19 protein-coding genes and 4 pseudogenes are annotated in these 22,850 nt (G+C 61.5%); 11 read left to right on the top strand and 12 right to left on the bottom strand.

The window, feature by feature from the left end:
- Window positions 1-193 precede the first annotated feature (193 nt).
- From AC07UK_RS03290 to AC07UK_RS03300, 3 genes are read right to left on the bottom strand one after another with little or no spacing between them, the layout of a single operon-like run.
- Window positions 194-1,636, bottom strand: coding sequence for a hypothetical protein (locus AC07UK_RS03290; protein WP_058697627.1), 1,443 nt, complete (start codon window positions 1,634-1,636; stop codon window positions 194-196).
- Between the two features lies 1 nt (window position 1,637).
- Window positions 1,638-2,618, bottom strand: a complete 981-nt coding sequence (locus tag AC07UK_RS03295; RefSeq protein ID WP_058697626.1) for an ATP-binding protein — start codon at window positions 2,616-2,618, stop codon at window positions 1,638-1,640.
- 3 nt (window positions 2,619-2,621) lie between these two features.
- Window positions 2,622-4,667 (bottom strand): hypothetical protein, encoded by a 2,046-nt coding sequence (locus tag AC07UK_RS03300; protein WP_058697625.1) that lies wholly within the window; start codon window positions 4,665-4,667, stop codon window positions 2,622-2,624.
- 240 nt (window positions 4,668-4,907) lie between these two features.
- On the opposite strand from AC07UK_RS03300, the gene AC07UK_RS03305 reads away from it, so the two are divergent.
- Together AC07UK_RS03305 and AC07UK_RS03310 are read left to right on the top strand one after the other, a co-directional pair.
- Window positions 4,908-6,143: a tyrosine-type recombinase/integrase gene (locus AC07UK_RS03305; protein WP_058697624.1), complete on the top strand. Its 1,236-nt coding sequence runs from the start codon at window positions 4,908-4,910 to the stop codon at window positions 6,141-6,143.
- A gap of 791 nt (window positions 6,144-6,934) precedes the next feature.
- Window positions 6,935-7,195, top strand: a complete 261-nt coding sequence (locus tag AC07UK_RS03310; RefSeq protein ID WP_058697623.1) for a hypothetical protein — start codon at window positions 6,935-6,937, stop codon at window positions 7,193-7,195.
- 225 nt (window positions 7,196-7,420) lie between these two features.
- Here AC07UK_RS03310 and tnpC read toward each other — a convergent pair whose 3' ends face one another.
- From tnpC to tnpA, 3 genes are read right to left on the bottom strand one after another with little or no spacing between them, the layout of a single operon-like run.
- The gene (tnpC, locus tag AC07UK_RS03315; RefSeq protein WP_058697683.1) at window positions 7,421-9,028 is read right to left on the bottom strand and encodes an IS66 family transposase; all 1,608 of its coding nucleotides are present in this window, start codon (window positions 9,026-9,028) and stop codon (window positions 7,421-7,423) included.
- Between the two features lie 57 nt (window positions 9,029-9,085).
- A complete protein-coding gene (tnpB, locus tag AC07UK_RS03320; RefSeq protein WP_058697622.1) occupies window positions 9,086-9,439 on the bottom strand; it encodes an IS66 family insertion sequence element accessory protein TnpB in 354 nt (117 codons plus the stop codon).
- The gene (gene tnpA / locus AC07UK_RS03325; RefSeq protein ID WP_058697621.1) at window positions 9,439-9,915 is read right to left on the bottom strand and encodes an IS66-like element accessory protein TnpA; all 477 of its coding nucleotides are present in this window, start codon (window positions 9,913-9,915) and stop codon (window positions 9,439-9,441) included. Before tnpA ends, tnpB begins: the two co-directional genes overlap by 1 nt.
- A 102-nt stretch (window positions 9,916-10,017) precedes the next feature.
- Between tnpA and AC07UK_RS03330 the strand changes: the two are divergent.
- A pseudogene (locus AC07UK_RS03330) lies at window positions 10,018-10,257 on the top strand (DUF3307 domain-containing protein); the annotation flags it as partial.
- A 388-nt stretch (window positions 10,258-10,645) separates the two neighbouring features.
- Here the strand turns inward: AC07UK_RS03330 and AC07UK_RS03335 are convergent.
- Together AC07UK_RS03335 and AC07UK_RS03340 are read right to left on the bottom strand one after the other, a co-directional pair.
- Window positions 10,646-10,898 (bottom strand): annotated as a pseudogene (locus AC07UK_RS03335) (aminotransferase class V-fold PLP-dependent enzyme); the annotation flags it as partial.
- Between the two features lie 129 nt (window positions 10,899-11,027).
- Window positions 11,028-11,894: an alpha/beta fold hydrolase gene (locus AC07UK_RS03340; protein WP_058697620.1), complete on the bottom strand. Its 867-nt coding sequence runs from the start codon at window positions 11,892-11,894 to the stop codon at window positions 11,028-11,030.
- Window positions 11,895-11,999: 105 nt separating this feature from the next.
- Here AC07UK_RS03340 and AC07UK_RS03345 point away from each other — a divergent pair, with 105 nt between their 5' ends.
- From AC07UK_RS03345 to AC07UK_RS03360, 4 genes and pseudogenes are all read left to right on the top strand, one after another.
- On the top strand, window positions 12,000-12,863 hold the full coding sequence (locus AC07UK_RS03345; protein WP_058697619.1) for a LysR substrate-binding domain-containing protein: 864 nt from the start codon (window positions 12,000-12,002) through the stop codon (window positions 12,861-12,863).
- Window positions 12,864-12,935: 72 nt separating this feature from the next.
- Window positions 12,936-13,110: pseudogene (locus tag AC07UK_RS03350) on the top strand (tyrosine-type recombinase/integrase); the annotation flags it as partial.
- Window positions 13,111-13,424: 314 nt separating this feature from the next.
- Window positions 13,425-13,776, top strand: a pseudogene (locus tag AC07UK_RS03355) (transposase); the annotation flags it as partial.
- A gap of 316 nt (window positions 13,777-14,092) precedes the next feature.
- Window positions 14,093-14,401: an EthD family reductase gene (locus AC07UK_RS03360; protein WP_058697618.1), complete on the top strand. Its 309-nt coding sequence runs from the start codon at window positions 14,093-14,095 to the stop codon at window positions 14,399-14,401.
- Between the two features lie 402 nt (window positions 14,402-14,803).
- Here the strand turns inward: AC07UK_RS03360 and AC07UK_RS03365 are convergent, their stop codons facing one another.
- The 3 genes from AC07UK_RS03365 to AC07UK_RS03375 form a co-directional block, all read right to left on the bottom strand.
- On the bottom strand, window positions 14,804-15,460 hold the full coding sequence (locus AC07UK_RS03365) for a 3-oxoacid CoA-transferase subunit B (protein WP_058697617.1): 657 nt from the start codon (window positions 15,458-15,460) through the stop codon (window positions 14,804-14,806).
- Window positions 15,444-16,175 (bottom strand): CoA transferase subunit A, encoded by a 732-nt coding sequence (locus AC07UK_RS03370; protein WP_058697682.1) that lies wholly within the window; start codon window positions 16,173-16,175, stop codon window positions 15,444-15,446. The genes AC07UK_RS03365 and AC07UK_RS03370 overlap by 17 nt, the downstream gene beginning before the upstream one ends.
- A 187-nt stretch (window positions 16,176-16,362) precedes the next feature.
- Window positions 16,363-17,262, bottom strand: a complete 900-nt coding sequence (locus AC07UK_RS03375) for a LysR family transcriptional regulator (RefSeq protein WP_058697616.1) — start codon at window positions 17,260-17,262, stop codon at window positions 16,363-16,365.
- Window positions 17,263-17,444: 182 nt separating this feature from the next.
- Between AC07UK_RS03375 and AC07UK_RS03380 the strand changes: the two genes are divergently transcribed.
- Genes AC07UK_RS03380 through AC07UK_RS03390 form a run of 3 tightly spaced genes read left to right on the top strand, consistent with a single transcriptional unit; the run spans window position 17,445 to window position 20,601 of the window.
- Entirely contained in the window at window positions 17,445-18,836 is a 1,392-nt protein-coding gene (locus AC07UK_RS03380; protein WP_058697615.1) for a GntP family permease, read from the top strand.
- A 54-nt stretch (window positions 18,837-18,890) separates the two neighbouring features.
- Window positions 18,891-19,706, top strand: a complete 816-nt coding sequence (locus tag AC07UK_RS03385) for an enoyl-CoA hydratase/isomerase family protein (protein ID WP_058697614.1) — start codon at window positions 18,891-18,893, stop codon at window positions 19,704-19,706.
- A 10-nt stretch (window positions 19,707-19,716) separates the two neighbouring features.
- The gene (locus AC07UK_RS03390) at window positions 19,717-20,601 is read left to right on the top strand and encodes an NAD(P)-dependent oxidoreductase (protein WP_058697613.1); all 885 of its coding nucleotides are present in this window, start codon (window positions 19,717-19,719) and stop codon (window positions 20,599-20,601) included.
- 328 nt (window positions 20,602-20,929) lie between these two features.
- On the opposite strand, the gene AC07UK_RS03395 is transcribed toward AC07UK_RS03390, so the two are convergent.
- Window positions 20,930-21,505 (bottom strand): LysR substrate-binding domain-containing protein, encoded by a 576-nt coding sequence (locus AC07UK_RS03395; RefSeq protein ID WP_081050245.1) that lies wholly within the window; start codon window positions 21,503-21,505, stop codon window positions 20,930-20,932.
- Between the two features lie 133 nt (window positions 21,506-21,638).
- On the opposite strand from AC07UK_RS03395, the gene AC07UK_RS03400 reads away from it, so the two are divergent.
- Window positions 21,639-22,838: an MFS transporter gene (locus tag AC07UK_RS03400; RefSeq protein ID WP_058697681.1), complete on the top strand. Its 1,200-nt coding sequence runs from the start codon at window positions 21,639-21,641 to the stop codon at window positions 22,836-22,838.
- Window positions 22,839-22,850: the final 12 nt, after the last annotated feature.

The following is a 22,850-nucleotide window of genomic DNA, read 5'->3' on the forward strand; positions in this document are numbered from 1 at the left end:
GGCGATACTTTAGACATAACTGCGCTTATGTCTATAATTGCGAAGCTAGCTGTGACTTTTTAGACCCCCGCGTTGGTTTGCACAATTTTGTTAGCGTTTTCTGCACAATTTTGTTCCGAGCCCCCTGGGCCGAAACTCTGGCCGCAATGCGTCGCAAGCCAACGGGCTTCACGTTGCTCACGGTACGTTGCGTTCAGATCCGGGGTCGCCCCCGACGCACATTCGCTTCTGCCCTCGTCCACTTGATCAGCAAGAGGCCATCGTCGGTTTCGCACAGGCGGACGCAAAACTTGGAATCGTCCCGCTCAAGCGGATCGACACCCCGATCGATGTCATCTAGCCAAGTGGTCAACGCATCGAACGTCAGCTCGATTTCCCACGTGACCGCCATATCGAGCACTGCGGTTAGCGTCGACTCCCAGACCCACTCGCAGCAGGTCCAGACGTCCTGATCGGCATATAGGTAACCCGCCGGCGCTACCGCTGCCTCCCGTGTATAGCGGATGAGGCCCAAGTCGCGCATCGCGTGAGAAACGCTGCAGAAGCGCCGCCGTTCCTGCTCCGCCGGCCGATTGGAGAGCGCCAGGTCCGAACGGCCCCAGCCGAGTTGAAGTTCGTTGAGCGCGATATCGTATGGGCAGATCAGGCCCCAGCGGGGCCCCTCCTCTGGACGCACGCTGACCCAGCGCGAAAGCCGTCCCTCCTTAGTCAGCCTCCACCGACAGCGACAGGTGCCATGGCGAGCCTGTCGGTCTTGCATGGCATTCAGGCGCGTGACAAACGAAGACGGATTCGCCGAAGCGGCGTTGATGCGTATATAGAAGTGAAGAACGTCGGCAAAGCTGAGGTGGCTCGACCTGAGGCGGCCGAGCTGGATTTTCGCTTGCCGCGCAAACGCGTGGCTTTCCAGACTCCACCGATCACCGGCTTCGGTAAGGAGCGGTTCGATGTCCTCGGGCGGGGGCTCAAGCGCGCGCAGCTGACCGAACGCTTGGTCGAGGGAGACGGCCCCCGGCATGCCATCGTTGCCCGACGACCAGATCTCGCCGAGCGACATGCGCGCGGCAGCGACGCTCGCCCGTGCGACCCAGCCGGCGAGCGACGCAACACGCCCCGGCTCTCGGGCGGGAAAGCCGGCATCAATGCCGTGCGGCCACGTCCTGCAGCGTTGCCGCATCACGAACTCCAACGCGCCCACACGCTGCGACACGAGCCTGGCGGTGTGCTTCTGCGCCCAGGTCGTTTTCAGCTCGCTCAGGTGAAATGGGCACCGCGAAAGCCACCCAAGCTGATGCAGGTAGCTGTGGTAGCCGTGCTGCACACAGGTCTCGCAATAGCGGATGGCACGTCGCTCGCGACTATCGGGAGGCGGGCCATAACGGCCGACATCGATGAACCGTATGGAAGGCGAGAAAACGTCTTCGACAAGCGGCGCGGTCTCACCCAGCACGGACGCCAGGCGCCTGATTTCGTCGATCGGAAGCGGCGTGCTGCTATCGGGCTCCACACTCAAAAACTCCGCGCATTTTCGGACGTTGATGCCATTCAGTGCGCAGAAGCGGGCGACGAACGACAGCCTCGACTCGTACGGACGGAGGTTTCCCGGCCACCAGTTCACCGATGGGTAGGCCGCCATGTCAACTACCCGTCGAGATGATCCTCATGTGGTCCGGGAAGTTCGCTTTAGCGAGTTCTCGCAACCAGCTCTCATAGGAGGTCACGTCGGCCCAGTCTTCGCCCCGCGCCAGTTGGAAGAGTATCGCCTCGGTGGCTTTCGCGACATGCTGCATTGGAAATTCGAAATGCCCGCGCGCAGATTCGGGCGAAAGCTCCATCAGCGCTTTCCACAGCAGCGCCGCGCATTCGGCGAGCCGGCGCCCGGCCGCATAATCCGCCGGCGCGAAGTGCGCCAGGTACGGAACGCCGCTGCTTGGCGGCCACTCGGAGTCGATATCGTAGCCGTTGAGCACGTACCCGATCTCCTCGGGCGAGCGCAGGCCGTGGAAGCGCGCATGCGCTGCCATAAAGCGCGCGGCGACGTGAGCGTTGCCCGTGATGGCCATATATTCGTGGCGATAGTTCAACTGGTGTGAGCCGACTGAAAATACGCTGAGTAAATAGCCCTCGTAATCGAGCTCATTTTGCAGGCCGACCAGCCACTTCCACTCCCGCAACGTCAGATCCTGCGCTTCGTCGATAAGCAGCACCATGTAGTTCCGTTGCGCGTTGTTCGCAATGGCGATGAAGCGTTGCTTGCACAGGTATATGCCTTCGGCTTTCTTCGGCGGCTTTGCCGGGTTGGCGAATTCGAAACGCGAGGCGAGTAAGAGCTGGTGCCAGAATCCCGCTTCACTACTGTGACTGTCGGGGCGGCGATTCCACACCACCAGGGGCATGACGGCCTTGAAGCGCTCCTGCAATTCGTTTGCAACGTACCACTGCACACAGCGGGACTTGCCTAGGCGTGACGCACCATAGATATAGCCGCCGGGGCGCTGCTGGTCGATCCATTCGCCGATTTGCTCGATCATTTCGTGCATGGGCGGTGTATACACCGCGTATTGCTTCGTCACGATGCAGTGCCGCGGATCGATGCGCTCGGGCAGTGAGAAGGACATGGCTTACCTCGACTGCGCCATTCGACGCGGAGGCAGCGTAGGACCCGCAGAAGGCTTCAGCGGGTCCGCGGCGCCAGACTGCGCGCGTCTTGCCGTCGGCTCCGAAGCGGCCCCCTTGCTACCCTTTGAAGAACTGCTGCCTGCCTTGGCCCGAGCCATTGCTACATCCAGCATGGAAGGCCCGATTGATGAATCGGCTGCGGCTGCCAGTATGCGCCGTGCCTCGAGGTAGGCCGGATGGACCGGCAAGCGGTTGTGCGCCTGACTCTCCACGTAGCGCATGAAGACATCGATGGCGTCGACGCCTGCCGGAATCGCAAACTTTCCGTGAGAGCACGCCTGGCAAATTGCAGCACGTAGCGACAGGCTGTGCGGCGACATGTTCCAAGGCGGTGCTGCCCGCAACACGCCGAGTGACATACCGTCCAGCGTGGAGGCAAGCGCCACCCGGCAGTCATCCTCCTTGTGGCAGACCACCCAGATCTCGGAGCCGACAAGGTCGTGCCGGTTGTGCAGCACGTCGTTGGTATAACGGCCGTAATGGAACTCAACGAACGGGGCACGCCCGCTCTTAGCGCCCCCGCGCACGATGCAGCGCTTGCGGATGCTGAATAGCGTGTCCACGACAGCGGGGTCGGCTCGCCGGAAGCTCTGCTGGGAATGGTGGTACAAGAACTTCGCATACGCGAGCGGCGTGCGGTTACCAATCCCGCTGTGCGGTGTCGCGTTGTAGTTGGCAATGAGCACGTTCAGCAGCTCTTCCGCATATTCGTACTGGAATCGACTCGCCAGGGCGACCTCTTCCGGCTGTCTTCCCTTGCGGTCCTGGAAATTTGCGCCGGTGGTGTTGGAAAGACGCTGGAATCCCTGTCCGGCCAGATTGCGGAAAAACGTCTCGATGAACGGGCGGTCATCCTTGCTTCGACGTTTCGAGAACGAGGTCTTCGGGTCCAGTAGCGTGGAGCCGACGCTGTCGCGCAGCGCATCCCGCACGTGCTGACAAGTCTCGGCAAGCGCACCATCTACGCTGGTCTCGTCCCAGCATAGCCCGACGAAATCGCTACCCAGAGCGGAAAGAAGCCCGGCTTCAGGCAGATACGGCGTATCGCAAAAACTGACCGGGCGCAGGCACCATCTGCCCAATGCCCGCTTCAGCGCGCGCATGACGTCATCTTTCGATATTTCCCGTCTCACGCTGAAGTAGTACCCTAGCACCGCGCGCGAAACGACCTCCAGGATCACAACGACCCAGAGACGATGAACGATCTTCTCCTTGAAACCGCCCCCCATCAGGGGAAGCGACACGCAGAAACGTCCGTCTAGCTTGTGCGCGTCCATTTCGACGCGTTGCATGAACCTCTGCACCGGCCGCCCGGTTCCGTCACCGGACCTCAGCTTCACAGCCAAATTCGGCCCGCCACTCGCCGCGGCCAGCGCCCTTGGGTTGGCCGACAGCACCTTGTCGATATACCGACAGATCGAAGAGTAGCCAAGGCTCAATGTGTTGAACGGCCATTCGTTTCGCGCTTCGTACCCGAAGCCACGCAATTGGTCCAGAAACCACGCGCAATGACGCCTTCTCGACTGTTTAGTTTCGACTAGTCGCTTGGCTGAGGCGCTCGCGAGGATACGCGCCTCAAATGCCTGACGAAGCGCCGGCTGACTGTCCAGCAGCGCCTGCATCGCGCCCGCAGCACCGCGGCCGAACTGGTCGACATGGACCTTCGTGCTACGACGGTATGGCTTGACTCGGAGCCATGGCACAAGCCCGCGCCAGCCATAAGGACGCCCGTCGGGATGCGTCTCAAGGCAGCGCTCCCGGATGAGACGATAGGCCTGACTTGTGCCAAGCGACGTCAGCCGCCTGATGCTTTCGCCCGAGGCACCGGAAAGATACAGCGAAACCGCCTGCTTTCTCGCAAGGTACAGGACGCGTCGGTCACCAGTAAGCGCTCCCTCATCGGGGCTGGCCCAGTGGGAAGTGTCGACGGTTCGCCCGTCTATCCTCCGGCGGGAGCAACAGGAATTGTCGTCAATACCCTCTTCCATGCGACGCTCCAAAATCGGCCGATCGCCCCAGAGGCGATGGTTATAAACCTTAGGGCACATTTGGGAAAAATCGCACGACGAGAATGGAACAAACGTTGGCAAAGATACAAAATTGCTTCGAATGTTCGCCGGGAGAACAAAATGGTGCAGAATTTCGTGAAGTAAATTTGTTCTCGCACGCCCGGGCGGCGTCGATTTCACGGCCACGTCTCGGATACAAAATTGTGCAAACTAACGACCGTGGAATCGCCCGCCCTTCCGCCCGCCCCACCTACGTCCGCCCCCCTCGCCGCCCTACCCACTCCGCTGGAGCAGTTACGGCTGCCGTCGGCGCTGTCCGGGCACGACGGCAGCAACCGAGCGCCCGCCACGGCCACCCGCATCGCGGCGACCGACGACCTGTCCGCCGTGACCGCCTGGCTCGCGCGCTACGCCGACAGCGCGGCGACGGTGACCGTTTATCGCCGCGAGGTGGAGCGGCTGATCCTGTGGGCCGTGCTACAGCTCGGCAAGCCGCTGTCTTCCCTGACGCACGAGGACCTGCTCGTCTATGAGCGCTTTCTGGCCGATCCGCAGCCGGCCGCCCGCTGGGTCCTGGCCGGCAGCAAGAAGCTCGCGCGCAGCCATCCGGACTGGCGCCCGTTCGCCGGGCCGCTGTCGCCCGGCAGCGTGCGCCAGGCGCTGGTGATCCTGAACGCGCTGTTCGCCTGGCTCACCGAGGCGGGCTACGTGGCCGGTAACCCGCTCGCCCTCGCCCGCCGTCGGCGCGCGCCAACCAAGGCGCGCATCACCCGCTATCTGAGCCACGACATGTGGGCGATCGTCAAAGACACGGTCGAAGCGATGCCAACCGAAAACGCGCGAGAACGCCTGCATGCGGCGCGCTGCCGCTGGGTGCTGACCGTGCTCTATCTGGGCGGCTTGCGTGCGTCGGAGGTGACGGCCACCCCCATGGGGGCGTTCTTCTGCCGCCGCGATGCCCAGGGCATCGAGCGCTGGTGGCTGGAGGTGACCGGCAAAGGCAGCAAGACGCGGCTGGTGCCGGCGACCGACGAGCTGATTGCCGAACTGGCGCGCTACCGCCGCGCCCACGCATTGCCGCCGACTCCGCAGTTCGGGGAGACGCGGCCACTGGTGCTGCCGGTGATTGGAAAAGCGGACAGCGAGAAACCGCTGTCACGCGGAGCGCTGCACCTGATCCTGAAAGAGGTGTTTGGCATGGCCGCGGCGCGCCTGCGCGCGCGGGGGCCGGAATGGGAAGCACAGGCCGCGGTGCTGGCCAGTGCCTCGGCCCATTGGCTGCGCCACACCGCTGGCTCGCATATGACCGACCAGCAGGTCGACCTGCGCTTTGTGCGGGACAACTTCGGGCACAGCTCGCTGTCGACGACGAGCGGCTACCTGCACAGCGAGGAGGATGCGCGGCATGAGGCCACGCAGGAGCGGCATCGGATTGGTTGGGGAAGCAAGAAATAGCAACCGGGCGCCGTATCATCACCATCGTGAAATTTCGGCGCCATCCCATTGATGCAAGCTTCCCGTTCAAGTCTTCGGGCGCATCAAGGTGATTAATTGCATTTTATAAGAGCCGCTTACGGGACATGAGGAGGCGGGTCGAACGCGCGCATTGGCGGCGGCGTCTCGTCGAAGCGCTCTACTTCTGTTGAGGATCGCCATTCGTGCGAGCCACGCTCAACATTCATGCGAACGTAGCAATTTTTCGCTCAGCATTCGTGCGACTGTATCTTTCCCATGCGAAACAAGGTCCCGGTGGCGTGAAGTGTAGTAATCGCGCTCCCTGTGCGAAGTAATGTTGATTCGCGCGCTTAATCACGCAGAACGTATCATCTTTACTTCCGCAGTTCGGAGAAATCGTGTCCCCTGCGCGACTACTCTCACTCTGCGGCAAGGCCACCTCACATTCGGAGTTCTCGGCTGCGATTGCAGCCTTATTTTGGAATGTTTCGCGCGAACGCTCCTTTTAATCACCCCGAGCGAATCCGCGTAGTCAGAGCGAAAAGTAGTAAAGATGACACGAGGTGACGGACCCGCGATCGTTTCAGAATTACTTCGCGCCTCACGAAAGTGCCAGGATTACTACTCGAAAAATCGTAGCAATGTTGATACGGACGCCCACACAAGAAACGCTAACTTATTGATTTAATTGGCCTTGTGCTCAGCCACTGACGAACTACTTTTATTACACTTCACGCCCGGTAACGTCGCCACACCGGAGTGTTACCGGGTAACGATCATGAGGAGTGCAGATGGCGCAGACGACAGCACAGCGGCAGGCCGCCTATCGGGCAAGGCGCGCGACGGCGGGCAAGGACGGCAACGGAGAGCGGCGGCTGGATATGTGGGTCAGTACGGAAGCCGACCTTGCTCTCGCCCGGCTGGCGCACCGTTACACGGTAACAAAGCGTCAGATGCTGGAGCGGCTGATCGCACGAGCGGACGACGCGATCGTGCGCAGGCTCAATCCGGATTCGGAGCAGTGGGATCTCTATTTCAACGTCCCCCGCTAGCGCCTCGCTGTTACCGGGTAACGAGGGGCTTCTCTCCGTGTGATGGAGTCCCCGACTTGGGGGCAACTGCGTATTCCGGTGAACGTGACCGCCGATTCCGGATGAACGTGACCGATTTTCCCGGCTGTCCGGAATGGCCGATCACGATGCCGGAATGGCCGGTCACGATACCGGAATCGGCGGTCACGTTGAACCGGAATACCCAGGCAACTATCGACCCGCCGCTCAGGCAGGGTGCGGCGGCGCGGTTTGCCGCCGGGGGAAGTTGAACGGCAACAGGTCGCTGATGTCAGCCTCCAGCGCGCGCTGTGGCAGCTCTGTGAGCACGTGGAGCAGATAAGCATACGGCTCGACCTCACAGGCGCGGCACGTAAGCATCAGGCTGTAGATCATGGCGCTCGCCTTCGCCCCCGCGACAGTGTCTGCAAAGAGCCATGCCTTTCGCCCTGTGCAGAATGGGCGGATGTCACGTTCGACCGGATTGTTATCGATGGGCGCACGCCCATCGATAACATATCGGCTCAGGTATTCCCACTGGTTGCGCGCGTAGGCGATGGCCTTGCCCAGCAGGCTTTCCGGCAGTACCTGCGGCGCCTGCTGGTCCAGCCATGCCTTGAGGGCTTCCAGCAGCGGCACGCTGTGCTGTTGACGCAGCCGGTACGTGTAGTTGACGCGCGTTTCGCCTTCGGGCAGGTCTGCCTTGGCGAGCGTCTCGACCTGATACAGGGCCTGGAAGTACTCGAGCGCCTTTAGTACTCGAGCGCTGGGCTTTTTCTGCCCCTTTTGCGCATCAACGAACATTCTCCTCGCGTGCGCAACACAGCCAAAGTGGGTAACGCCTTCGAGCGTGCGCCAGGCGCTGTAGCCATCGGTCATTAGCATGCCCTCGTAGCCGGCGAGAAACGCCTGCGGATACTCCTGTCCGCGCCCCGGCTGGTAGTCGAACAGCACCACCGGATGCTCGCAGTCCTCCGCGCTGCGATACACCCACATGTACGATTTGCTCTGCGCGGCCTTGCCTTCCTCCTTGAGCACCTGCACCGTCGTCTCGTCGCCATGGATCAGTGGCTGCGACAGCAGCGTGCGGCGCAGCGCCTCGTACAGCCGGCTGTAGTGCAGTTGCGCAGGCCGGATGATCCAGTTGGCCAGTGTGCCGCGGCCAACTTCGATGCCGGCGCGACCCAGCGCGTCTTCCATCCGATAGAGCGGCGTGCCATCAACGTACTTGCCGGTGGTCACCGTTGCCAGCATCGCTGGGCTGGCGTTGCTGCCCGGCAGTGGTTGCGCCGGCATCGGCGCAGTCAACACCGGCGTGCGTTCGGCATTGCGCTCGCAGTGCCGACACGCGTATTTGAAGCGGACGTGCTGCAGAACGGAGACCTTTGCTTCGATGTGCAACTGCTCGCTGACTTCCTCGCCCATGCGGTGCATCGAACCCTGGCAACATGGGCAGATCTTCTGGTCCTCGGTCAGGTCGTACTCGATTCGCTGGCGCGGCATGTCCGCCGGCAGCGGCTTGCGGCCACGTTTGCGGCCTGCGGGCTTATCAGGCTCTGGCAGCCCCGTGTCTGGCGGCGCGAGCGCGTCATCCTCATCGTCGTCGGCCGGCTCCGCAGTGGCCATTTGTTCGGCTTCGTCGAACACTCGGTCCTTGAGCTTCTCGCTGCTTGGTGCGAAGCGTTTGGACTGTGCGAGGCGGAACTGTTCCTCAAGGAGCTTGATGCGCTCGTTCAGCTCGGCGATGTGCTGGGCGTTGGTGGCAGCCTTCGCTTCGAGCTCGCGGATATAGGCCTGGGCGGCCGGCGGCAATTGGGAGAGGTCGTGTTCGTTCATGCTGAACACGATAGTGCAGCCATGGCGCAATCGGGTATACGTCACCCCGAACGACCATCAAGCCGTGTGCTGATATTTGCGTGACGGGTGGCGCTTCACCGCGTCCACGTCGATGCCGTCCAGCAGCCAGTGCAACTGCTCGGTTGTCAGCTCGATCACCGCCTGCTGGCGCCGTGGCCACACGAAGCGGTCTTCCTCCAGGCGCTTGAGCAGCAACCAGAAGCCGTTGCGGTCCCACAGCAACAGCTTGATGCGGTTGCGCCGACGGTTATGAAAGGCATAGACGGCGCGGGCAAACGGATCAAGCTGCATCGACTGTTCGACCAGGGCAACCAACCCGTTGATCCCGAGGCGGAAATCCACCGCATTGCGGTGCAGGTAGACCTGTACGTTAGCGTCGAATCGGAACATCAACGCGCTCCCAGCGCTTCGATCATCGCCTTCACCAGCGCAACGTCCTGTCCGCCGCATTCAAGTTCGACCGTCACGCCGTTGGGCAGCCGCGCCGTCAGTAGTGCAGGTTTCAGCGACGGTCGTACCGATGGTTGGGTGGAAGCAGGCGCCTGGGCTGGCAGGCATTCCCGCGCCAGCGGCGACTCCGGAACTCGCTTTACCCCGCTAATCTCGATGACCGGTACGAACGCTGGCACTGCAAGCTCCGCGCTGTCGGCCGCCGCGGCTTCCGTTGCCGCTTGGTGCAGCCGAATCCACTTGCGCAACTGGTTCGTATTGATGCCGACCTTGAGCGCCATCCCAGCTACCGATACCCCTGGCCGCAGACACGCCTCGACCAGTTGGCGCTTATCCCTGGGGTCAAAGTCTCGCTTCCCGTTGGAGCGAACACGGGTCACTCTCAGCGGCGGAACTTCACATTCGTTGTCCATCATGCTTGCGTCCGCAAATGGTGGTTGCGGACGCAAGCCTGCCCACTCTCAGCCACAAAAGCTAGGTGCGCTTAATTTCGCGCTTACGGTGGTTATGCCCACGCGGGCTTGCATGGCCTGTGTACCGCGGTGCTGCTCGCCGGCTTCGGTATGGCCTACTGGCTCTGGCTAGGGATCACCGACGCTGTCGTTCACTACATGATCGATCGCTGGAAGGTGCGTCTCGGCCGACGCGCCAAATTGACACCGAATCTGCCGCAGTTCTGGTGGGCATTTGGCCTGGACCAGTACGCGCACGTGCTGACCTATCTTGCCATCGTCTGGCTGGTTGGGAGGCTGGACTGAAAGCGCTGAGACCCCCTGCCAGCGACGCGCAGGGGGGACCAGGGCTGGTAGCTGGAAATCGTCGGTCGCAGGCGACAAGCCAAGACCCCGGTGCCTGTGACCGACTCGGTGATTGCCGAGCTCGCCCGCGACTGACGCGCGCATAAGGTGGCGCCGACGACCGGCCAGCGAAGTGACCACGCGGCTCACTGTCGACGAGCACGCCGATCACCAACACGATTATGTCGCGAACAGATAGGGCGCGGCGGAGAGAGCGTTCTTGAAAATCAAGGGTCCCGAGCGCGTCGTGCCAGGGACCGCGTACTTCCATTTTCCGCTTACGCCTTGGCGTAGGTGCCGGCGGACATGACCTCAACGGCAACGAAGGGCTGGACGCGTGCTGGCCTGTAGACGCTGCGAGCGTGTCGAGGTAGATAAGGCCGTCGGAACCGACCTCCAGGTACGTCACCTCGAAACCCCGCCGCTCCAGTTCTCGGCGAGTGTCAAGCACGGCCGTGTGCTCGGGGCGAACGGTCACTAGATGCCGCCGCTCGATCGAACTGCGCAGCGCCCTTGATCGCCAAGTTATTCCCCCCGGTCGCGCCCGAGGTCCAGATGATCTCGCGCGGGTCGGCGCCAAGCAACTGCACCAAGTAGCGGCGTCTGGCACGTCGGAAGGCAGTTGTGCCAGACGACTTGTTACTATCGTCCGGCAAGCCAGACTGTATGCCCGCTAGAGGCCGCCCCCGTAGGCGAGAGAAGCCCATGTGTGCCCTGGACGCAAGGCCCCTCTAGCCAGTAGCCAACCCGGCAACCGCCCGATTGAACGCGCCTGGGTTGGCAATATTCATGCCGTGAGATGCTCCGGCAATTGTCTGACGCTCAGCGCGCCCGATCCATTCTTGAAGCTTCTCGACCGTGCTACGGAACATGCGCGGACTCTTTTGCCCGTCGATCAGCAACGTTCGACACTGGATTTCACGGGCGGCTTCACGTGTGTAGGCGGGCAACGGGTCAAGCAGCTGCTTCGGCAGTGTGGGCGCATTATCGAGCGCCATCCTGCGGAAGCTCTGGGAACTCTTGCTCCAAAAGCCAGGCATGGTTACCGAGTCTACAAACAGATTCAGACCGGCATCGAATTCGCCCTGCTCAATCAGTTCTGCGGCCTTCGCTCTCAACGCGTGGGTGGCCGGCGGCAATTTTCCGGCCTCTGCTTGCGGCGTTGCCTGCACTGGGCCGCCCGGATCAGCGAGGGTGAGCGTCTTCACCAAGTGAGGGTATTCGCGCGCCAGGTGAAACGCGATGCAACCGCCGCGCGAGTGCCCGACCAGATGGACCGGCTCCAGACCCAGCGCCGCGATGAACTCCGCAATTTCAGCGACGTGCGCCTCCCAACTGAAGGCGCCGCGTCCGAATGCACCGGTTTCCGGCCAATAGTGGCCCAAGCTCGGAGCGAAGCAGTGGAAGTTCTTCGATAACGAAGCGAGCTGCGGGTCCCAATAGCGGAAATCGCACAGCGACCCGTGCACGAATACCATTGGCTCGCCGCTTCCAGCTTCCACGTATGGAACGGCGATGCCAGAGGCGGTGGAAACAAAAGAGGGTTGTGGCCAGGCACCGGCAAGAGCCAGCGTAGTAAGGGGCGCTCGGGCATTCATGTCTAACTCCTTTTCGCAGACTTTGCTGCACCGCACCCAAAAAGAAAATCGCATAATATTGATGGAATCTTTCAGATTTTCTGATACCTGTACAAGAGAAAGCGCATGAGCACTGAGCGGAAAGCCCTCGACGTCGACGTTCTCACCATGATCATCGCCGTCGCAGATACGGGCACGATCAGCCGAGCGGGCGACCTCGTGCATCGCTCGCAATCGGCGGTGAGCATGCAGATCAAAACGCTGGAATCGGCCCTCGGCAAGGCGCTCTTCGTGCGCAAGCCGCGCAGCGTGATTCCGACGCAGGACGGAGAGGTCCTTCTGACGTATGCGCGCCGGATCATTGCACTACGCGATGAGGCATGGGCAGCGGTCGTGCGACCGGACGTCACTGGCCGCGTGGTGATCGGCGTACCTGACGATTACGCGACCTCACTGTTTCCGCCGATTCTCAAGAAGTTCTCGGCCAGCTATCCCAAGGTCGAAATCCAGGTGATCGGGCTACCCAGCGTCGCGCTAGCCCCGATGCTGCGAGACGGCACGGTAGATCTCGTCTGCGCGACACGTGTCAAAGGGCTGACCGGTGAGTTCTTGCGGCATGAGCCCATGGTGTGGGCAGCCGCCCCAGGCTCCACTGATATCTGGCGAGAGCGGCCGCTACCCATTGCCGTGTTTCTGCCTGGAAGCGTCGCACGCGAGAAGGCGATTCGAAGCCTTGAGCGCGTAAAGATTGCGTATCGAACCTCATATGAGAGTCCGAGTCTGCTGGGCCTGCTAACGATGGCCCGAGCCGGCCTCGCCATTACCCCACTGGCACGGTGTGCGGTGCCGCCTGACTTTACGTTGCTCGGGTCTGCGCAGGGACTGCCTGAGATTGGCACGCTCGAGATCATACTTGCGCGGAGTGTCAAGTCGAACCGGCCCCCCTGCGATTTTCTCGCGGAACGTATTGTCGCTGAGCTACACGCATAAACGCGCTGCGATGGCGTTCGCCCCAGATATACGAGTGCGTGGGAAAGTTGGGGAGAACGATGTCGAAAGAGGGCCGTGCTGCAACTGGATAAGCCACTCTCGTCACTGACTCATGAGGACATGCTCGCCTACGAGCGCTTCTTGGCCGACCCGCAACCGGCGGCATGCTGGGTGCTGGCCGGTACTAGGAAGAACGCTCGCGGGTGGTCACCCTAATCGGCGCCCGTTTGCCGGGCCGTTGACCGCCAAGGCGCGTCAGTATGGCTTTGATGAAGCTCAAGAATCGCAGGACATGTTCCTGCGGCAGTTCGACAAACTACGCGCGAATCGGATCATTCCATAGTCGCCGGCTCAATTGCGGTTCCCTATGCGCGCAACTGAGCGCAGGACGTCAGCTTCCGCCGGCAAAAACTATCGTTCCTCACCAAGCCCCCTTCGCCTTCTTCCCACGCGTTTCCGAGATTCTGGGCTGCACGCGGGTTTCCCTTCCGGCATCGCCTCACCCGTCAATGCGGGGGCACACGGACTCTTGCTCATACATCGATCTGAAGTGACTGGCTAACGGTCAAGTCTTGCAGCCAACTTGTAGCGAGCCTGGAGCAGGCAATCGAACGCGCGGTGTAAGACTGCCCGGTGTGGCCGGTGACCGAGGCATGGATGGCCTTGCAGGATGTCAGCCTGATTGCTCCAGTAACCGTAGTCGCCGAGCTTGGCGATTAGCGACGCTTCTCCGATGCGCCGCAACGGATGGCGTATTCGGGCCTGGTGCCAAGCGAGCATTCCAGCGGCAAACGAGACCGACGAGGCGGCATAACCAAGGCCGGCAATAGCCACGTGCGGCGGGTGTTCGTCGAGGCCGCCTGGACGTCATCCGGCGCGCAAGACGGCCGTTCTCCAACGGCGCGCAGACCAGTAGATTGCATAGTGCATGCCTCAGTGGCCGCTTTGTCTCGTTTCCATCACATACATAGTTTTCAGGTTGCGGCACACGCAACGCAATCTTGCGCAGCGGGCCAATTCTCTCTGACAGCATTGGCGCCTAACCTTTAAGACATCACCGTGATTTGAGCGCGACCCGAACCCGAGCTGGCGCACGCTGATCGGTTCGAGGCACGGCATGGACGCCAAGCAAGGACCAAGTCACGACAGCCTGAACCCGCAACGGTCGGCTGCTAGTCCTTGCATTGATCGCTGTGCTGTGCAAACTCACGTTTTTTAGGGAAACTACGATGGCAAAGTTGGTGGTGCTATACAAGAAGCCTGCAGACACGGCGGCGTTCGATTCATATTACTTCTCGACCCATGTTCCAATCGCCAAGAAAATCCCCGGCCTGCGACGCTACGAGGTCAGCAGCGGCCCAGTTTCAAGCCCTGCCGGCGATTCGCCGTTTCACCTGATTGCAGTGCTGAGCTTCGATTCGCTGGCTGCGCTCCAGCAGGCGATGGCTTCCCGTGAGGGCGCCGCCGCGGCAGCTGACGTCGGCAACTTTGCCCCGTCCGGCGTTGACATGCTCATATTCGACACCAAGGAAGTTTAGCCTGGGTTTTACGGCCCACTTTCTTTGAGAGGAGGTGGGTTGTACCCGCTATCAAGATAAACATCGCGATGCAGGAGGTCCCGGGGGCAAGCCGCATGTCAAATGGCACCACAGCTGGCGCGGGACCCGTCATTCGCGCCACATGGAGCGTGACCTACAGACTGGTTGTTTGCCGCGCGCTCAGGGCTCCATACAGTGGGCACATGGCTCCTCGTCAGCATCCGCAGCGTCTTCGAAGGTATGCTGATTCTGCAGCTAGCTGTGCATCACCTCGCATCGGATCAACATCGTTGCCGCCGGCTCCTCGTCACCGCCGGCATGGCCGGCTTTGGCTGACACATCGCAGATATACTTGCCGGGAGACAAGGCATCCGCATTCATCTTCAGACGTTCAGTACCTCGTTATACGGATAGAAAAGAACCGCTGGCATCGAAGCTCAGTGTTGGCTCAGTCCTCGCCTGGAGCACATCCCTGGAAACGCCCGGGGCCATCTCTCGGACGATGAGGCCGGCGCCAGTCACATCGATGACCGCCAGGTCGGTGATGATGCGGTTGACCACTCCCGCTCCGGTGAGCGGCAATGAACAGCGCTCCAGGATCTTCATCTCGCCATCGCGCGTGTTGTGTTCCATAACCACCACGACGCGGCGCACTCCACCGACGAGGTCCATCGCGCCACCCATGCCCTTGACCATCTTTCCCGGAATCATCCAGTTTGCCAGGTCCCCAGCCGCGCTGACCTGCATGCCTCCCAGGATCGTAAGATCCATATGACCGCCGCGGATCATCGCGAAAGACATCGATGAGGAACAGATGGATGCGCCTGGCGCCATCGTGATGGTTTGCTTGGCGGCATCGATCAGGTCAGGATCGATCTCGTCTTCATACGGAGGTGGTCCAATGCCGATCAAGCCATTCTCTGATTGAAGCCATACCTGCATGCCGTCCGGCACGTGCTGAACTATCTTCGTTGGCAACCCAATGCCCAGATTGACATAGTCCCCGTCGCGAAGTTCGGCGGCCGCCTTCGCGGCCATCTGGTCATGCGTCCACGCCATGTCTTGCCTCCTTGTTGTCGCGCGAGCGGAAGCTCTTGCGTTCGATACGTTTCTCCGGATTAGGAACAACAACCAGACGGTCGACAAAGATGCCGGGCAGATGGATCTCGTCGGGATCGAGCTGACCGACTTCCACAAGCTCTTCCACTTCCACCACCGTGATGCGCCCGGCCATCGCAACTTCCGGATTGAAGTTGCGGGCGGTACGGCCGAACATGAGATTGCCGGCACGGTCGGCGACTCGCGCCTTCACCAGCGCAATATCGGCCTTGAGGCCGCGCTCCATGACGTAGCGCTCGCCATCGAACTCGCGTACTTCCTTGTTGTCGGCCACGACGGTACCAACGCCCGTCCGTGTGTAGAACGCCGGAATGCCAGCGCCGCCAGCGCGCAGCCTCTCCGCCAATGTGCCCTGAGGATTGAATTCGAGCGCCAGTTCGCCGCTGAGGTACTGGCGCGCGAACTCCTTGTTCTCGCCTACATAGGACGCGATCATTTTGCTGATCTGACGAGTCTGGAGCAGCAGGCCCAGTCCAAAATCGTCAACGCCGGCGTTATTGCTGATACAGGTGAGACCGGTCACGCCGGTATCGCGCAATGCGCAGATCAGGGCCGCCGGAATGCCACAAAGCCCGAATCCTCCGACTGCTATGGTCTGTCTGTCCTCGACAATGCCATCGAGCGCGTCCATGGCGCTTCTGAATAGTTTGTTCATCTCCGTCACCATCCACTTCTGACAAGGGGTTCTGACAGATCAGTCGAGGAAGTCCGCCGACGTCGCTGTCGTGCTGCCCATTATTGTTCGTGCTTTTTTCAACAACAACGGCAACGAACGCAAGGTCGTTGTGCGCAGATGCACAAAGGATGACGGGAGGGTTGGGCGAAAGCGGTGTTGCGGCTAACTATCGCCGAAACTCGTCCGGGTGACGGGAAACGACTTCGCGAATGAAGTCCCACACACAGCGGATACGCCTGATCCGGAACAGGTCTTCGGGCGCGGCGATCCACAAAGTGCGCGTAATCAGCGGCTGGTCAGGGAAGATGCTGACGAGATCTGAGCCGGTGCCAGCGACATAAGGCGTCAGCAGGACCAGGCCCATCCCCGCTGCGGCGGCGGCCCGCTGGGCCAGGACGCTCGTCGTGGTGAAGTGCCGTCTGGGACTCGGCGTCAGCTCTTCGAGGATGCGATACCGCTCGCTGACCGAGCCGTCGTGGACGTAGTCCACGAACGCGTGCTCGGCAACATCGGCAAGCGCCCCGATCGCAGGGCGGGCCTTCAGATACGCCGGCGAGCCATAGAGGAAGTAGTCCACTTCAGCCAGGCGCGCCGTCGTATAGCGGCCGACCTGCGGCGGCTCCAGCGTCACCAGGATCTCGACCTCGCGCGTCACGAGGCTGGGAAACTGGGGCTGCGCCATCAACTCGACATGCAGATCGGGATGCCGGGCATGGAGATCCACCAGGCTGGGCGCCAGCACGTTGATGCCAAACGCCTCTGGCGTGCCAACCCGAACCGTGCCGACGACGTCGCCCGACTGGCCCTCGCTCTCTTCGATGGCGCCGAGCAACGCATTCTCCATCCGCTCCGCATGCGGAACCAGCGCCTTGCCGGCGTCGGTGAGGGAATAGCCATTGCGACGCCGGTCGAACAGCACCGTGCCCAGGCTTTCTTCCAGACGGTCAATCCGACGTGACACGGTCGAGTGCTCAACACCGAGCTTTTCCCCGGTCAGGGAAATCTTCCCGTTCCGCGCAAGTTCGAGAAAGAACCTGAAGTCGTTCCATTCCGGATGTTTCCGCATGGCATTTCCATATGTGCATGGACGCACAGTAATCTTGCATATTTGCCGTTGTCGTGCAAAAAAGCAATACACATAATCTCCAACACCTCGAGCCGACCCCGCCGGAACCAGACAGGGCGCGCCAGCGTAGCGACCGCCGCACTCGTTGCTCGAGGATCCCAAAATAAGTGTTGGAGACACCCATGTCCGTCGTTGTCGCGCTCGCCGCCCTGGCGTGCCTGATGGTGGCCGCCTATCGCGGCTACAGCGTCATCCTGTTCGCCCCGCTGGCCGCGCTGGGCGCTGTGCTGCTGACCGATCCGTCAGCGATCGCGCCGGTCTTCTCCGGCGTCTTCATGGAGAAGATGGTCGGCTTTGTGAAGTTGTACTTTCCCGTGTTCATGCTCGGCGCCGTGTTCGGCAAGGTGATCGAACTGGCAGGCTTTTCCGAATCGATCGTCGCCACCGCGATCCGGTATATCGGCTCTGCGCGCGCCAACCTGGTCATTGTGGCCGTCTGCGCACTGCTGACCTACGGTGGCGTGTCGGTGTTCGTGGTGGTGTTCGCGGTCTATCCGTTTGCCGCCGAGCTCTACCGTCAGGGCAATATCCCGAAGCGATTGATGCCGGGCGCCATCGCGCTGGGCGCATTCTCGTTCACGATGGATTCGCTGCCGGGCACGCCGCAGATCCAGAACATTATCCCGACCACCTTCTTCAAGACCACTTCGTGGGCCGCGCCGATGCTCGGCATTCTGGGGTCCCTGTTCCTTGTCCTGGTCGGCCTGTTCTATCTGGAATCCCGCCGGCGCGCCGCAGCCAAGCGCGGCGAGGGCTACGGCACTAACCTCCTCAATGAGCCGCAACGAGTGGAAAGAAGCAAGCTGCCTTCGCCGCTGCTGGCCATCCTGCCGCTGATTGTGGTCGGCGTGTCGAACTTCTGGCTCACGCGCCTGATTCCGCTCTGGTACGGCCACGCCCACAGCGTGTCGTTGCCGGGCTTGTCGAAGCCGGTCGAAACCAAGGTCGCAAGCGTGACCGCGATCTGGGCCGTGGAAGGTGCGCTGGTCCTGGGCATCGTCGTGGTGCTCGTGACGGCCTTCGGCGCGGTGCGCCGGCACTTTGCGGAAGGCACCAGGGCAGCCGTCTCGGGCGCGCTATTGGCGTCGATGAATACCGCGTCAGAGTACGGATTCGGTGGCGTGATTGCCGCGCTGCCAGGCTTCCTCGTGGTCAGCGACGCGCTGCGCGGCATTCCGGACCCGCTTGTGAACGCGGCCATTTCCGTCAGCACGCTGGCCGGCATCACCGGCTCGGCATCGGGCGGCATGAGCATCGCGCTGGCCGCAATGTCCGAAGCGTTCATTCAGGGTGCGCACGCCGCGCAGATTCCGCTGGAGGTACTGCATCGCGTGGTCTCGATGGCCAGCGGTGGCATGGACACGCTGCCCCACAACGGCGCGGTCATCACGCTGCTGGCCGTCACCGGCCTCACGCACCGCGAATCGTATCGCGACATCTTCGCCATTACCTTGATCAAGACGCTTGCCGTGTTCTTCGTGATCGGGGTGTTCTACACAACCGGACTGCTCTGACGCGCCGGGCCCGCTTCCGGCTTCTCGCTGTTTATTCAAAGGATGAAAGCTGCCATGAATCATCGCACCTTGTATCAGGACTACCAGAACATTGCATTCGACCGTCCCGCCACGGGCGTACTTCGCCTGACCCTCAACAAGCCCGAGCGCATGAATGCACTGGATTCGCGTGGACATGCCGAGCTGGCCGAAGTCTGGAAGGGGATCGACAGCGACCCGGAGGTCAGCGCGGTCGTCCTGTGCGGCGCAGGCCGGGCCTTCTCCGCCGGTGGCGACTTCGAGATGATTCGCGAGATGACGGAGGACTTCGACGTCCGGACCCGTGTCTGGCGTGAAGCCCGGGACCTGGTCTACAACATCATCAACTGCTCGAAGCCGATCGTCTCGGCCATTCACGGTCCTGCGGTCGGCGCGGGACTGGTGGCCGCCCTGCTCGCGGACATCTCGATCGCGGCCAGATCCGCACGCATCGTCGACGGCCATACCCGGCTGGGTGTCGCGGCGGGAGACCACGCAGCCATCGTGTGGCCCCTGCTCTGCGGCATGGCAAAAGCGAAATACCACCTGTTGCTCTGCGAGCCGCTCAATGGCGAAGAGGCGGAATCGATCGGGCTGGTTTCGCTGTGCGTCGACGAGGCCGCGCTTCAGGACAAGGCGGTGGAAGTGGCCACACGGCTCGCATCGGGGGCTCCGTCGGCGATTCGCTGGAGCAAGTATGCGTTGAACAACTGGCTGCGTCAGGCCGGCCCGATTTTCGACACCTCGCTGGCACTGGAATTTATCGGCTTTGGCGGTCCCGAGGCACGCGAAGGGCTGGCCTCCCTGCAGGAAAAGCGCGCGCCGGCATTCTCGCAGCGCTCTTCGGTCTGAAGGAGATGAAATGATGGAAATGAAGAGGGTGGCCTTTGTCGGCGCTGGAAGCATGGGCGCGCCCATGGCTCGCTGTGCGCGGCGCGCAGGATTCGATCTCATCGTCTGCGATCGGAATCAGGCCGTGCTCGACGCCTTTTCGGGCGAGGGAGCGCGCGTGACAACCTCGGTGGCGGAATGTGCCTCTGCAGATGCGATCATCGTCCTGCTAGCCAACGACGCTCAGATCCTGGAAGCGATGCTCGGGCCGGGCGGACTTGCAGACGCCTTTCCGGCGGGACACCAGCCAGTCGTTTGCATGATGAGCACGACCTTGCCCGATACGCTCCAGACCATCAGCGCCGGCTTGCGTGCTTCCGGGGCACGCCTCATCGATGCGCCCGTCAGCGGTGGGATCGTGGGCGCAGAACAAGCCACGCTCACGGTCATGATGGGGGGCGATCCAGAAGATGTGGCTGCTGTGATGCCGTTGATGAGATCGATGGGAAAAAACATCTTCCACTGCGGGGCCCTTGGCTCTGGCGAGGTTGTGAAAATCATCAACAACATGCTTTGTATCGCAAACATGTTCCTGACGGCTGAAGCCATCGACCTGGCGGAACGCTATGGCGTCAGCTTTGAGAGCCTCGCCCCCATTCTGAATGTCAGTACCGGACGCAATTTTCTTACCGAAGATGCCGGGATTGGCCGAAGCCAGTACGCCGCATGGGCCCGATCCGAAGCCGCATTCACTTCACTTCACAATGTCGTCAGCAAGGACCTGCACCTGGCAAAGAAGCTGGCGGATACGACCGGTATCGATTTGCGGTTACTGGATCGGGTCTCCCAGTATCTCGACAGCACCGATAGCCAGGCAATGCAACGATGGATGCGCCATGGTCACGTAGTTGCTTGAACCACGCTCATCTGAGGTGATGAAGACGCGGCTTGCGCCGTTCGAGGCATTGCCACTTCGCGGATTCGATCACGCGCTTTGCGCGTGGTCTAGGGTTGGCGCGCAGCGCCGACCGGAGCAGCGCAGAGCAGGAGATCGACGCAATGAACGGTCTGCACCAGCAACTTGAGACAGCAAATGAGCCGTACTGGCCCGCCATGTATTTTCATGATCGTGAAACTATGTCAGTTTGGGTGATGGTCACCTAAGGCAGGAGGGCCGTACCGACTGGCACGCACCTCTGCTAGCCGCATACAGGATGTAGGCTTGTACCGGGCGACATGGAGCGTTAGGTCTTCCGGCTGAACAGGCCAAGAATGAAATCGCGCGCATGAACGATGCGTGGATTGCGCATCGAGGCCTTGTTCCATACCAGATAGAGGTTGTTGGTCGGCGCGTCCTTGGCTCGGGTGACGGAAACCAGTCGTCCCGACGCCAGCGCCTCGGTGCACTGATAGTCGGGCAACACGCTCCACCCCTGTCCCTTGACGACCAGGTCCTGGATGATGCGCAAATCGGGGATGGTCAGCGCGGCCTGCAATGTCGGCGCAAATTGGAACATGGCCGCCCAGATCGGCCGGATCAATGGCAAATCCTCGTCATAGGCAATGAGCGGGAGCGCCGGAACGTCCGAAGATGGTCGAGGTGGCTCATGGCGTCGACTTATCGCCGCTGGCAACACGCTCGCGACGAAGATCAGGTAGTGTGACCGCGGCCTGTATGAAGCAGCGTCCACTTGCCTACCGTCGCACGCCAGCCGGGCTCCCGACAGTATCTCACCCATAAGAATATTTATCCAAGTCCTTAAAATTGATTCCTCCGTACTCGGAGCAGAGGTCAAGAAACGCTGCTCGGATGACAGCATCAGCTCGCCCAGCAGCAATAAGAATAATTATCCATAGACAAAAAAATAATAATTTTATCTATTTATGCAAGCGCTCTACGATTCGTATCAGTTGCGGCGTCAAGCCGCCCTCAAGGACAGTCGAGAGAGATCCATGCCATTTGTTGTTTACATCTTCACGCTCAGTGCGTTTGCACTGGGCCTCGCGGAGTTCGTTCCCATCGGCCTGACCGACGTCATGGCACACAGCCTGAACGTCGATATTGAGCAAGCCGGAAGCGCTGTGACGACGTACGCGCTGGGCGCGACCTTTGCCGCGCCAGTCCTGACGGCTTTGACGGCCGGATGGACGCGCAAGTGCACCATGCTGATGACCGTCTTAGTCTTCACCGTCGGCAGCCTGGCCGCGGCCGTCGCTACCAATCTGTCCACCTTGCTGATCGCGCGTTTCGTCGCTGGAATGGGGCACGGCCTGTTCCTAGCGGTTGCCTCCAGCACGGCAGCTCGTCTTGTGGGAGCGAAGAAGGCCAGCAGCGCTGTGGCCGTCGTATTCGGTGGCTTCACGATCGCCATGGCAATCGGCGTCCCGGTCAGCACTTACCTGGGCGGCACGATCTCCTGGCGCCCGGTGCTCGGCGCGATCGGGGCATTCGGTGCATTGGGCTTCCTGGGCTTACTGCTGGGCATGAAGGAGCCTCCGCAAACGCAGGGGCATGAAGGTTCGGACTCCGTCGGCCAGGCGTTGAAGGCGATCGTCGACCCCGTTCTGCTCTTCGCCGCCCTCGTGACGGTCCTGGGCTATGCCGGCTCGTTTACCGCCTACACCTACATCGCACCGCTGCTTACGAAGGTCACGCACGTCAGCAGCCAAACGGTCGGCATCTTTATGCTGGTCTATGGCGTGCTTGCCGCGATTGGCAACGTGATCGGGGGCAAGCTTACCGACCGACTCGGGGTAAACCGGGCAAGCGTAGCCTTGATCGCCGGCATTACCACCATCGCACTGGGCATGTGGGCGCTTGCCTCGTCATCCCCCGCAATGGGCATTCTTGTCGCGCTGCTGGGCATGTTCACCTTCGCTGCAGTGCCGGCCCTGCAAGCCCGTCTGGTCGGCGTCGCCGAGCAGCATGCTCCCCACGCCCATGGCGTGGCCGCCGGCCTGAACATCGCCGGCTTCAACTCTGGTATCGCGCTCGGTTCCCTGGTCGGCGGCATGACCCTCGGCACCCTGGGCGTTTCCTACACCGGCATCGCGGGCGCCGTGATCTCCACCCTCGGTTTGATGGTACTGCTTGTGCAACTGGCTCGCAGCGGGGGCGTTGACTACCGCGCGGTGGCCGGGACGGGTCACTAAGGCGCCGACACC

The organism is Cupriavidus sp. GW821-FHT07C08, from assembly GCF_059419025.1.